Genomic DNA, 11,868 nt, shown 5'->3' with positions numbered 1-11,868 from the left:
GTAAGGCACCGCTGAGCGGAGCGAACGCGGGATCGATGATCTTCTGGGCGACGGAGCCGAAGGCCCTTCTCGTCCAATGGCTCCTTCGGGACCGCGAGGGCGAAGCAGCGAGGGGCCTCGGCCCCGAGCGCTCGCGCTCGCACCGTGAGGGTGAGGCGAAGCCGAGCCCTCGCGGCTCTTTCTGTCTTCTCTTGGGCGAGTTCTTTCGCCTGACCTTTGGGCGACCGAAGGGAGCCCGGAGGTGCCTCTGTTCTTCTGGGCGACGGGGAGCGCAGCGAGCCGGAGGTCTCTGTATCTGTCGCTTGAGTGGTAGCTCTTTGTATCTGTTGAAGAACGGGAGGTCTCTGCATCTTACGATGCAGCGAAGCGGAATGCAGAGACCTACCGTTCGTGAAAAAGATACAGAGACCTACGGATCAGAGAGATGATACAGAGAACTCCGGCCCGCCCGTCAAGTAATTGCGGAACAGGTGCAAGAAGTATTTGACGAGGATTTGGGCGACGCGTAAGTAATCGCGCCACCACCGTCATGCAAAGCACTACCGAATGTCCCACCAGTCCGACGATCCATTTGCCGATATCGATCTAGACGAAGTTGGAACGGGTTTCGAGGGGCGTTCATCCAAGGAGGAAGCTCCCACTGGTGCGCAGGACACTTGGACTTCGCGCCAGCCGGGCGAGCCATTAACTGACGAACTGCGGGCTCGTGCCATGTTGGGCCTGCCAATGCCCGACCGGATCACCCAGATGACCGTCCAGTTGTTGGATCGGGGGCATCGTCCAACCCGCGGCTGGGTGCGGTACGCCTTGAAGGTGGAGGCGACCGACGCCGCGCCGGAGCACTGCACCCGCCACAAGTTGCGCCAGCTTCGCCGGGAGCGATGGGTCAACCTCTCCTCACCCCGGCAATTCCGCGACAATGCCCGCCGTCGCGTGAATGAGGGTCGGGTCCATGATGAGGGCTGCGCTCCCCTCCTCCGCGACCTGATCGAGATCGCTCAGGAGCACAACGCCCAGAAGGGCGTCCACGGGAGCCCTGAGGCGCTTCTCGGGTTCGTCAGCAACCGTGTGCCCGGGTTGGGGACCATCACCTACAGGGGTCAGTACGGGCTTCTCCTGTGGCGTCAGGACGAGGCCGGTTTGTGGTTGCCCCTTGTCACTCTCACGGGCCTCTCGGCCGAGAACCAATCCAGCCACCTTGCCCTTGATCTCCGCCACCCCTCGCCCACGAACCGGGATGGGACGCCCCGCCAGCCGTCGGGATTCAAGTTCGTCCGGGCCTACTTCTCCCCGGCCTTGCAGGAGCGGATCACCCGCGGACGGGAAATCAGGGAGGAGCGGGAAAAGTCGAAAGAGAAACGAAAGGGGGGCCGGTGGTGACCGGTTCCTCATCGCGACCAATCCATAGGAGCAACATCGTGCCTGACGGGAATTACGCCCACTACCTCGGGAACTACGGTCACGAGACCGAACTGCTGCTCTCCGACTACTATGCGGGGATGCTCCGGGTGGCGAACCCCAGTGTGGAGATCATCCACCAAATGCTGGCCTCGGCGGTCGCCCATGCGCGTGTCGGGGATTGGACCTTCTATCCTCCGCCGGAGAATGCCTCGCAGCAGGGCACCCTCCCTCTCACGCCGGAGATCATCGCGGAGATCGATGCGGTCCGCGGACGGTTTGACCGCGAGCACTGGATCGCCAGCACCTTCGTGGACTGGCTGGATGATACCAACGCGGAATGGGGGAGGGAGTACCCCGACCACCACACGGACCGCGGGGAGGCGGTGTCGCGGATCGGCCTGCATCTGCCGCGCTACTACGAGCGCCGGTTCCGCGAGCTTGAACTCGATCTCGCGGAGGTCTGGGGTCTGATCTTGGACGAAACGAGGAGGGCGGAGAGGCGCGGCGGCTCGCTCTGGACGAAGCCTCCGCCGGACTGCACCCGCGTGGGGTACGTGGATATGGGCACGCCCGATGCGGACAGGATTGCTGCCATCCGCCCGCCGGGGATGACCATCAGTCAGTGGGTCTCTGTGGTGATCATCCGGCGCATCGATAAGGTGGATCGTGATGAGCGCATCCGCTGGGGCGTCCCCAACAATGCTCCTGAGGGCGGGGGAGCATGACCGCCTCGCCCGCCAGGGACGGCGCGGGACCTCGCCCTCTCCCGCGGAACGTCCGGCGGCTCGTGTTCCCATGGTGGCGCGAGTACGCGGGCATCCTCAGGACGCTCTTGGAGCAGGCCATCGCCGCCAACGAGGACATCATCATCCTGCCGCCCCGCGGCCAGCGGAAGACCGTGGAGGAGGTGGTGGCGCTGGCGGAAGCCGCGGATCGGATGATCCACCGGCTTGAACAGGAGGAGGAGGAGGATCAGGGCTGATGCTCTCTCGTTCGTGATGTAATCATCATGTGTTAAAGGGGGTCTACCGGTAACCCACGAAGAACTCACGATCCAGTACAGATTCGAAACTCCATTGTTACTTTACTGGTTGCTGTACTTGTTGCGCGAAACAGCCAAATCCGGAAAAAAAGTACTTCCGTTTCAGCCGCGGTCGCGCCATTCCTTTCGTCACGGCACCGACGCCGATAGAAAGAAAGGAAAAACACCGATGTCCGCCACCCGCGACGAACTCTTTTCGTCCACCGCCATTGCCACCACCCAGACCCCCGAGGAGCGGGCGAAGGCTATCGCAAAGATCGTGCTGGAAAAGATGGATGTGAATGCCAAGAAGGGCGTCAATAGCCGCCTGTTGGCGACCATTTTCGAGGTGGATACGAATTTCCTTCTCCTGCCGAAGGTATTCGCGATCCTCAAGGAGGCTTTGCAGGCGGAGGTGGAGGTGGACGGCAAGAAGACGGGGAAGAATGGGAGCCATTCCCATCTGACCTTGGAGAAGAAGTGGGTCGCCGATTGCCCCGAGGCCGGATGGGCGGTGAAGGAACATAAGATCGAAAAGGTGGATGCAGTCGATCGCTCGCAGGTGGCGCCCGTCATCGATGAAATCGAGGAAGCCCGGCAGAAGGTCCGGAAGCTGCTGCATCTCTCGCAGGAGGATCGGGATCGCCACGAGCGCTATCTCGCCGACAGCGCCCGGCTCTCCACCGTGGCCAAGGGCAAGCCCAACGATATGCGAATCATGATCGACAAGATCGTCGGCGCCGCGACCGCAGCCAACGCCGCAGCCCAGAAGGCCGAGGATGCGAAGCGCTGGGAGATCGCCGAGATGGAGAAGAACATCCGGGATCGGGAGATCGCCTTTGAGCGCGATGCCCGGATCAAGGCTGAGGCGGACAAGGAGCGGATGCTCAAGCTCATGGAGCGGTGGAGCATCCGCGGCGGGATGCCGGGTGACGCCGAGGTCGATCAGCCTCACGACAATGCCTGAAAGCAGCGAGGGGGCAGTGCCCCCTCTCCTTAGGGGTGATGATCGTGAACAACGAAATATTAGAATTCGTCCAGAAGGTCCTCCGATCTTCGCTGGATAATCCCGAGACGGCGGAGGTCGCCTTTCGCAGGGCACGGGCAAAAATGATTTCGGCCGGGAAGTCGTCCGCGGATTTCTCCGTTGCCGCCCTAGAGGGAGATAGCATGGCCCTTCTGGATAGCATCACCCAGACCTATCAGGCATTCGGTGTGCTGGCCCGAAATAAGGGTCTGACGACCGAAAGGGAGATAGCCAATGCTCTGGGGGAGGATGCCAGAACCGTCCGGGATATGAAGCGGTCGGGCTACGTGCCGCTCGTGGTGTTCGAAAGGCTCTCTCGGCTGCCGGATCGTGCTCCCGAGAAGATAAGGCGCGGGATTGACTACCACCTCCGTGCGCACCGCCGACACCCGGACCGCTATAGGATTTTTGTTGACTACTTCCTTCGGCAGTTGGAGGTCACCCGCGAGCCCATCAGCTACCTGACGGTGGCCTACGAGATGCGTCGGGCAGGTCATGGCATCGATGAGAAGGTTTGTTTCCTCTACGCAAAGACGCTTCTGCATGAACGGCCCGACCTTCTGCCGCGGTTCAAGCAGAGGACCGGCGGGCAGGGGCGGGAGTGGGAGGAGGAGTTCACTCCGGAGAAGGCTGCGGAGGTGCTGTCTGCGGTCCGGCAGTGGCAGGAGGAGCAGACGACGCGGGAGCCACAGAGGCCAGCCAGCGCGGGCATGGCAGTCTGATGGAGGAGGATGACGAGGATCGACTGCCCTGCCCGCGGTGCCGGGATGATTCGATCCACAAGCGAGCGAGGAGGATGTCAATGACCGTTTGAGAATTGCTTGGCCCGACGCGGCCGAGGGTGCCTTTTGAACATCAGTTCGACCTGTACAAGGAGCGGCATCAGGAAGCCCTCGCCGCGGATGCGGAGGCCATCGCCTGCATCCCAGAACTGGACGCGGCACTGAGACGGGCGGACGTGGAGCGGCTGCGTCGTTTGGCTGACATCGGCGGCAACCTGAGGCAGCTCGCATTGGCAACGGACATCAACCGCGCCTGCCGCAAGTTGGGGATCAAGCTCCGGGAGGGCTGGAATCCTCATCCACCTGTATAGTCAGTGGGACCAGTTCGAAGCCGCCACCCGTAGGGAATGTGGCTTGGGGTCCCGGTTGCCATGAACGCGGAAGAAGCGTTGAACGTGATTGCGAGGAACAGGCCGGTGGACAAGATGGGCAAGACCCTGAACCCGCTCGACCCCTCCTCGCTCACCGCCGCCCTCAGGGCGAAGGCGGAGCGCTGGGACCCTGATCACGGGTATCAGGTCTAAGGTTGAAGGGAGGCTCCGGCCTCCCTTTTTTGTGACGATTGGAGGATGACCTATGGGCTCACGAGAAGGCGCTATCGCCCGCGCGATTAGTTTCTTTGATGGCGGAGGATTTGAGCGTCGGCTGGCTGAACTGGTCGCGATCCCCTCCACCTCACAAGACCCTGAGGGTGAGCCACATCTGCGGCGCTACCTTGAGGAGGGGATGCTCCCCTGGCTGAACCGGTTGGGGTTCAAGGTCGCCATCCACGAGAACCCTCAGCCCGGCTTCGGCCCGATCCTAATGGCCACCCGGGTTGAGAATTTGTCATCCCAAACGACACTGTTGTACGGGCATGGCGACACGGTCCGCGGGCTTGAGGATCAATGGCGCACGGGCCTCGCCCCTTGGCGCGTGACCACCGAGGATGGCCGCTGGTACGGCCGCGGCACCGCCGACAACAAGGGACAGCACGCCCTCAACCTGTCGGCGCTGGAAGCGGTGCTGGAGGAGCGTGGCGGCCGGCTGGGCGCGAACGTGAAGCTGGTGATCGAGATGGCGGAGGAACGCGGCTCCCGCGGTCTGCGCGAGTTCATCGCGGCACATGCCAGGGAGCTTGCAGCGGATGCGCTGATCGCCTCCGACGGTCCGCGCGTCGAGCCCGACGTGCCGACCATCGCGACCGGCACCCGCGGCACCTTTCATTTCGACCTTGTGGTGCGGCTGCGCGAGGGCGGCGTGCATTCCGGACACTGGGGTGGCCTGACGACAGACCCCGCCATCATCCTGGCGCATGCGCTGTCCTCGATCGTGGACCGGGACGGCCGCATCCTGGTGCGGGAGTGGCTGCCGGCCGATGGCGTGCCCGCCGGCGTCAAGGCGGTGCTGGAAGGCTGTCCCGTCGGTGGTGGCGACGGCGCCGCGACGATCGACGCCGGCTGGGGGGAGCCCGAGCTGACCTCGGCCGAGAAGATCTATGGCTGGAACAGCTTCATCGTCCTCGCCATGGTTTCAGGCCGGCCCGAGAACCCGGTGAACGCGGTCGCACCCGATGCCAGGGCGCATTGCCAGATCCGCTACACGGTCGATGCCACGCCGGAGACGTTCGAGTCGGCGCTGCGGACCCATCTGGATGCGCATCGCCTTGAGATCGTGGCCATCGAGAATGCGGGCCTTCGCATGCCGGCCAGTCGGACGGCGCCGGACCATCCCTGGGTGCTCTGGGCGCAGGACTCCATGGCGCGGACGCTTGGCAAGCGGGTGCAGATCATTCCCAGCAGTTCGGGCGGCCTGCCGGGCGATGTCTTCGTCGATCATCTCGGCGTGCCGCTGGTCTGGATTCCGCACAGCTACAATGGCTGCAAGCAGCACGGCCCCGACGAACACCTGCTGATTTCCGCGGCGCGCGAGGGTATCGCGGGTTTCGCGGGGCTCTGGTGGGACCTGGGAGAGGCGGGCACGCCGGCACGCGGCTGATTCGGTGCCGCTACGACGCGTTACGCTTCCTCACCCTGGGCGGGTGCGTCTGACACGCGCCCGTTGCAGACGGTCCCCATTCTCTCCGCTGTAGCCGGCGTCCCGCTGGCCCAACGGAGAATACGACAATGTCAAAGAGGATCGCCCTTTTTGCCGGTGCCGCCCTGGTTCTGGCGGCAGGCGCCTTGCCGGTCATGGCGCAGCCAGGCCCGGGCGAGCGCGGACCGGCCCCTGGCGGACGCGGGTTCGCCATGGGCGAGGCCTTCGCCCGCGCCGATGCGAACAATGACGGCCAGGTGAGCCGGGACGAAGGCTGGACCTGGTTGCAGGCGCGCTTCCAGGAGGTTGATGCGGACCGGGATGGCGGCGTGACCATCGAGGAGATGCGCAGCTACGCCCAGGCCCGCATGGGCAACCGCGGGCCGCAGCAGCGCGCCGAGCGCCATGGCCAGGGCATGTTCCGTGCATTGGACGCGAATGCCGATGGCAAGGTTACGCTCGAGGAAGTCCGGCCCTTCGCGGAAGCGATGTTCCGGGCGCGCGATGCCAATGGCGACAATGCTTTGACGCGGGAGGAGATCCGGCCCGCGCGTGGCATGCGGGGCGGCCATCACCAGCATGGCGATCGCCGCGGGCCGCCCGCTGCGCCGCAGTCCAACTGAACCACACGACGCCTGGGGCCGAGGGGCGCGTTGCCCCTCCGGCCGGTGTGCCTGCCAATGTGACGACTGGAGAGCCTGGGATGGTGGGCGCGGTAGGGATTGAACCTACGACCCCCGCCGTGTGAAGGCGATGCTCTCCCGCTGAGCTACGCGCCCATCCCGGGGTGCGGGGAGTAATGCGGGTGGGGCTTCGGTGTCAAGCAGGCCCGGGCGGTCCTTGTGGCGGCGGCGTGGCAGACGATATGGAAGTGATGCGCAGCACTGCGATCAGCACTGGACTCCTGGCCTCCATCCTGATGTCCGGCCTGTCGCCGTCAGCGGCTTCCGCTCAGCCTGTGCGCGCGGTCTACGAGGTCTACGCCGCCGGCATGACGATCCTGCAGGTGGAGGCCGTCTTCGACATCTCGGCCACGGGGTACCGAATCGAGACGCGTCTGCGGACCCAGGGCATCGCGGCCAGTTTCGTGTCCGGCGAGCAGGTGTCCCGGGTCTCGGGCGCCTGGGCCGGTGCCGTGGCACGCCCCGAGGCCTTCCACTCGCAGGGCACCTGGCGCGGCCAGGCCCGCCTCATCTCGCTGGGCTGGGAGGGCGGGGATCCCGTGGTCCGCAGGCTGGAGCCGGCGGATGAGGAAAATCGCGAGCCGGTGCCGCAGGAGGCGCGGCGGGGCACCATCGATGCCCTTTCGGCCATGGCGCTGCTGTCACGGACGGTGGCCGGGAGTGGCCACTGCGAGGGACAGGCCCCGGTCTTCGACGGGCGGCGGCGCAGCATCTTTCTCAGCAGCACGGTCCAGCAGGATCTCATCCGACCCTGGCGCGCCGCCTGGCATGGCCAGGCCCTGCGCTGCCATTTCGAGTCGCGACTGCTCGCCGGTTTCCTGCGCGACCAGCCCAGGGACCGCGCCGCGGCCCCGCAGCGCGGCACGGCCTGGATCGCGGCGCCCTATCCGGGCGCGCCGCCCATTCCGGTGCGGATCGAAATGGCCAGCCGCTGGTTCGGCACCGCGACCGCGGTGTTGTTACGGGCCGAGGCCTCAACCCTCGCCGAATGGCGCCAGTAGCGCCGGCAGGTCGGATGGCCGCGTCGAAACCGGCGCGGTGCCAGCCATGGCAAGCGGTCCATAGCCCCAGCCGGCGAAGATGGCCTGGACACCGGCGCCGCGCGCCGCGGCCATGTCGTTGTGGTGATCGCCGATCATCACCGCTCGCGACACGTCGCCACCGGCGTCACGCAGGGTCGCCAGCAGGTGTGCCGGGTCCGGCTTCCGGGTCGGATAGGAATCACCCCCTCCGATGGCGGCGAAGTGGTCGGCCAAACCCAGTGCGCGCAACAAGGTCAGGGCCGGCTCGACCGGCTTGTTGGTGCAGACGGCGAGCCGCCAGCCGGCCGAGCGCAGGGCGTCCAGGACCTGCACGATACCCTCGAAGGGCGCCGTCTCGACCGCCGCGTTGGCGCCATAGTCCAGCAGGAAGGCATCGAGCGCCTCCTCCTCGAACGTGGTGCCCCGCGCCGCCAGGGCGCGTTCGACCAGGACCTTCGCCCCATCCCCGATCATGGCGACGACGTCCGCACGGCGAAAGCCAGGCAGGCCGCGAGCCGCCATCAGGCGGTCGAGCGCCGCGTGCAGGTCTGGCGCGCTGTCGACCAGCGTGCCGTCGAGGTCGAAGATGGCCGTGCTTTGCATGGTTCCCGATAGGATGCCGCGGCGGGTCGGGCAAGGCGCCCTCGTTACGCCACGCAACGGGACGTGACCCGCCACCGGCTTGCGGCGCATGCGGGGGAGGGACTACCGGGGGGCATGAGTCATGCTGCCATCATACTTGCCGCCGGCCTCGGGACGCGCATGCGGTCGAGCCTACCCAAGGCCCTGCATCCCATCGCAGGCCGACCGATGCTCCAGCACCTGCTGGCGGCCGCCCGGGAGGTGTTCGATCACCTGGTGATCGTGATCGGGCCGGATATGCCGGCCCTGGAGAAGGCCGCCCTTCCGCATCCTGTCGTGGTACAGACCGAACGGCTGGGTACCGGCCATGCGGCCCTGCAGGCGGCCGAACGGCTGCAGGACTTTCCGGGCGACGTTGCGGTTCTCTACGCGGACAACCCTTTGATCACCGTCGATACCCTGCGCCGGCTCGTCGCGGCGCGGCGGGAGGCGGGGCTGGCGCTGGTCGCCATGCGGCCGGCCGACCCTGGGCATTACGGGCGGGTGCTGACGGATGGTGACGGCAATGTCGAACGGGTGGTGGAATGGGCGGATGCAGATGCCGCGGAACGCCAGGCCGGCCTCTGCAATGCCGGCGTTCTCTGCGCCCCCGCATCGCATTTGTTCACCTGGCTGCGGGCCATCGGCAACGACAATTCGAAGGGCGAATACTATCTGACCGATGTTGTCGCTCTCGCGCGTGCAGCCGGGTTGCAGGTGCGCGCGGTGGAGGCGCCGGAGGCCGAACTCCGCGGCATCAACAGCCGCGTCGAGTTGGCGGTGGCGGAGGCGACGGTGCAGGACGGGCTGCGGCGGCAGGCCATGATGGCGGGTGCAACGCTGATCCAGCCCGACAGCGTCGTCTTCTGCCATGACACGCGGCTGGGCCGGGATGTCACCATCGGCCCCCAGGTGGTCTTCGGCCCTGGCGTCGTGGTCGAGGACGGTGTCGAGATCCGGGCATTCAGCCACCTGGAAGGCTGCGTGGTGCGTGAAGGTGCGGTCATCGGCCCCTTCGCCCGGCTGCGCACGGGTACCATCATCGAACGACGGGCCCATGTCGGCAATTTCGTGGAACTGAAGGCGGCCGTGCTGGGGGAAGGCGCGAAGGCGAACCACCTCAGCTACCTCGGCGATGCCGTCATTGGCGCGGGGGCGAATATCGGCGCCGGAACCATCACCTGCAACTACGACGGCGTGAACAAGCATCGGACCGAAATCGGCCCTGGCGCCTTCATCGGTTCGGACACGGCGCTGGTGGCACCGGTGCGGGTCGGTGCCCGGGCTCTGGTGGCGGCGGGCAGCGTGGTCACCGAGGACGTGCCGGATGACGCGATGGGCATCGCGCGCGGCCGTCAGGTCAACAAGCCTGGTCGTGGCTTTCGCGGGAAGGGAGTGAAGGCCTGATGTGCGGCATTGTCGGGGTCGTTGGACGTGAAGCGGCGGCGCCGCGGTTGCTGGAGGCGCTGCGCCGCCTCGAGTATCGGGGCTATGACAGCGCCGGTGTGGCGACGCTGGTGAATGGCCACATCGAGCGGCGACGCGCCGAGGGCAAGCTGTTCAACCTGGCCAACGTGCTGGACCGCACGCCGCTGGAAGGCACGACCGGCATCGGCCACACGCGCTGGGCCACCCATGGCGCGCCGGTCGAACGCAATGCCCATCCGCACGGAACCTCCCGCGTCAGCGTCGTCCACAACGGCATCATCGAGAACCATGCCGAGCTGCGGGCGGAGCTGGAGGCCAAGGGCCAGACCTTCGAGACGGAGACGGACACCGAGACCTTCGCCCGGCTGGTCGACTGGCACCTGCAGCAGGGCGCCTCCCCGAAGGAGGCGGCCTCGGCGGCCCTGCGGCGTGTGCACGGCGCCTTCGCCCTGGCCATGATGTTCGCGGGGCACCCCCGCATGCTGATCGCAGCCCGGCAGGGCGCACCGCTGGCCATCGGGTTTGGCGACGGCGAGATGTTCGTCGGCTCCGACGCGCTGGCCCTGGCGCCGCTGACCCGGCGCATCGCCTATCTTGAAGAAGGCGACTGGGCGGTTGTGTCGGAAACCGACGCCGCGTTTTTCGATGCGGCGGACCAGCCGGTGCAGCGCCAGGTGCGGCTGACCTCCATCTCCGGCGCCGCCGTCGGCAAGGGCAATTTCCGGCACTTCATGGAGAAGGAACTGCACGAGCATCCGGCGGTGCTCGGCGACACGCTGCAGCAGTACCTGGATCCAGGCACGCGCGCCGTCGCCCTGCCGCCGCTGCCCTTCGACCCGGCCGTTGTGCCGCGCCTGACGATGTCCGCCTGCGGCAGTGCCTTCCTCGCAGCCCAGGTCGGGCGGTACTGGATCGAGCAGCTGGCGCGCATTCCGGTCGATGCCGACGTGGCGAGTGAGCTGCGCTACCGAGAGCCGCCCTGGGTCGAGGGCGGAGGCGCCATCCTGGTCTCGCAGTCGGGCGAGACGGCGGACACCATGGCCGCCCTTCGTCTGCTGCGCGCCGGTGGGCAGAAGGTGCTGTCGCTGGTCAACGTGCCGGAAAGCAGCATGGCGCGGGAAAGCGACGGCGCACTTCTGACCGTTGCGGGGCCGGAGATCGGCGTCGCCTCCACCAAGGCGTTCACGGCCCAGTTGGCGCTTCTGGCCTGCCTCGCCATCGGCTTCGGCCGCGCCCGCGGAACGCTGGACGAAGCAACGGCCAGGCTGCTTGCGACGACGCTGACCGAAGTACCGGGCCATGCTGCGCAGATCCTGGAGAAGGACGAGGAGATCCGCGCCATGGCGGCGGAAGTCGCCAAGGCCCGGGACGTACTGTTCCTCGGGCGTGGGGCGCTGATGCCGATTGCCATGGAGGGCGCGCTGAAGTTGAAGGAGCTGTCCTACATCCACGCCGAAGGCTATGCGGCGGGCGAGATGAAGCATGGCCCGATCGCCCTGATCGACAACGCCGTGCCGGTGATCGCGCTGTGCCCGAGCGGCCCGTTGTTCGAAAAGACGGCGTCGAACCTGCAGGAGGCCGCGGCCCGCGGCGGGCGCATCATGGCCTTCACGGATGCCGTGGGGGCAAAGGCCTTGCGCGGCTTCTCCGAACGGGTGATCGAACTGCCGACGGTACACCCCTTCGCCGCGCCGATCCTGCACGCCATCCCGGTGCAGGTCCTGGCCTATCATGTGGCGGTGCTGAAGGGCACCGACGTGGACCAGCCCCGCAACCTGGCCAAGAGCGTGACCGTGGAGTGACTCACCGGCAGGCCTGACATCGGCAGTGCGGCACTCTATCTTCCCCGGACCCGAGGGAAGGAAAG

Annotated in this window: 13 protein-coding genes and 1 tRNA gene; 12 read left to right on the top strand and 2 right to left on the bottom strand. The window is 66.5% G+C overall.

The annotated features are described in order from the left end of the window. The first annotated feature begins 546 nt into the window (after nucleotides 1-546). The 9 genes from ACFHPP_RS18105 to ACFHPP_RS18065 all read left to right on the top strand — a co-directional run bounded on the left by ACFHPP_RS18105 (nucleotide 547) and on the right by ACFHPP_RS18065 (nucleotide 6,870). Nucleotides 547-1,380, top strand: a complete 834-nt coding sequence (locus ACFHPP_RS18105; protein WP_437164637.1) for a hypothetical protein — start codon at nucleotides 547-549, stop codon at nucleotides 1,378-1,380. Nucleotides 1,381-1,418: 38 nt separating this feature from the next. Next, nucleotides 1,419-2,126: a hypothetical protein gene (locus ACFHPP_RS18100; RefSeq protein ID WP_437164636.1), complete on the top strand. Its 708-nt coding sequence runs from the start codon at nucleotides 1,419-1,421 to the stop codon at nucleotides 2,124-2,126. Between the two features lie 107 nt (nucleotides 2,127-2,233). Continuing rightward, nucleotides 2,234-2,383 (top strand): hypothetical protein, encoded by a 150-nt coding sequence (locus tag ACFHPP_RS18095; RefSeq protein ID WP_437164635.1) that lies wholly within the window; start codon nucleotides 2,234-2,236, stop codon nucleotides 2,381-2,383. A gap of 229 nt (nucleotides 2,384-2,612) precedes the next feature. Beyond that, nucleotides 2,613-3,389, top strand: a complete 777-nt coding sequence (locus ACFHPP_RS18090; protein ID WP_437164634.1) for a hypothetical protein — start codon at nucleotides 2,613-2,615, stop codon at nucleotides 3,387-3,389. A gap of 38 nt (nucleotides 3,390-3,427) precedes the next feature. Then, complete coding sequence (locus ACFHPP_RS18085; RefSeq protein ID WP_437164633.1) at nucleotides 3,428-4,171, top strand: hypothetical protein; 744 nt, start codon at nucleotides 3,428-3,430, stop codon at nucleotides 4,169-4,171. Between the two features lie 95 nt (nucleotides 4,172-4,266). Then, nucleotides 4,267-4,542 (top strand): hypothetical protein, encoded by a 276-nt coding sequence (locus tag ACFHPP_RS18080; protein WP_437164632.1) that lies wholly within the window; start codon nucleotides 4,267-4,269, stop codon nucleotides 4,540-4,542. A gap of 60 nt (nucleotides 4,543-4,602) precedes the next feature. After that, complete coding sequence (locus ACFHPP_RS18075) at nucleotides 4,603-4,755, top strand: hypothetical protein (protein ID WP_437164631.1); 153 nt, start codon at nucleotides 4,603-4,605, stop codon at nucleotides 4,753-4,755. A 52-nt stretch (nucleotides 4,756-4,807) separates the two neighbouring features. Continuing rightward, nucleotides 4,808-6,208 (top strand): M20/M25/M40 family metallo-hydrolase, encoded by a 1,401-nt coding sequence (locus ACFHPP_RS18070; protein ID WP_437164630.1) that lies wholly within the window; start codon nucleotides 4,808-4,810, stop codon nucleotides 6,206-6,208. 128 nt (nucleotides 6,209-6,336) lie between these two features. After that, nucleotides 6,337-6,870 carry an EF-hand domain-containing protein gene (locus tag ACFHPP_RS18065; protein ID WP_437164629.1) on the top strand — a complete coding sequence of 178 codons (534 nt, stop codon included), beginning with the start codon at nucleotides 6,337-6,339 and terminating at the stop codon, nucleotides 6,868-6,870. An 81-nt stretch (nucleotides 6,871-6,951) separates the two neighbouring features. On the opposite strand, the gene ACFHPP_RS18060 is transcribed toward ACFHPP_RS18065, so the two are convergent. After that, nucleotides 6,952-7,026 (bottom strand) — tRNA-Val (locus ACFHPP_RS18060). A 95-nt stretch (nucleotides 7,027-7,121) separates the two neighbouring features. Between ACFHPP_RS18060 and ACFHPP_RS18055 the strand changes: the two genes are divergently transcribed. Further along, nucleotides 7,122-7,931, top strand: a complete 810-nt coding sequence (locus ACFHPP_RS18055; protein WP_437164628.1) for a DUF3108 domain-containing protein — start codon at nucleotides 7,122-7,124, stop codon at nucleotides 7,929-7,931. On the opposite strand, the gene gph is transcribed toward ACFHPP_RS18055, so the two are convergent. Beyond that, complete coding sequence (gene gph, locus ACFHPP_RS18050; RefSeq protein WP_437164627.1) at nucleotides 7,905-8,555, bottom strand: phosphoglycolate phosphatase; 651 nt, start codon at nucleotides 8,553-8,555, stop codon at nucleotides 7,905-7,907. The two genes, ACFHPP_RS18055 and gph, sit on opposite strands and share 27 nt — an antisense overlap. A 114-nt stretch (nucleotides 8,556-8,669) precedes the next feature. Here gph and glmU point away from each other — a divergent pair, with 114 nt between their 5' ends. Beyond that, nucleotides 8,670-9,980, top strand: a complete 1,311-nt coding sequence (gene glmU / locus ACFHPP_RS18045; RefSeq protein WP_437164626.1) for a bifunctional UDP-N-acetylglucosamine diphosphorylase/glucosamine-1-phosphate N-acetyltransferase GlmU — start codon at nucleotides 8,670-8,672, stop codon at nucleotides 9,978-9,980. After that, nucleotides 9,980-11,803: a glutamine--fructose-6-phosphate transaminase (isomerizing) gene (glmS, locus tag ACFHPP_RS18040; protein ID WP_437164625.1), complete on the top strand. Its 1,824-nt coding sequence runs from the start codon at nucleotides 9,980-9,982 to the stop codon at nucleotides 11,801-11,803. The genes glmU and glmS overlap by 1 nt, the downstream gene beginning before the upstream one ends. Nucleotides 11,804-11,868: the final 65 nt, after the last annotated feature.

The sequence above is a fragment of the Falsiroseomonas sp. E2-1-a20 genome (assembly GCF_051433195.1).
Classification (GTDB): Bacteria; Pseudomonadota; Alphaproteobacteria; order Acetobacterales; family Acetobacteraceae; genus Falsiroseomonas.
The sequence above is the reverse complement of the archived record's forward strand: the minus strand, read 5'-3'. Positions and strand labels throughout refer to the sequence as shown.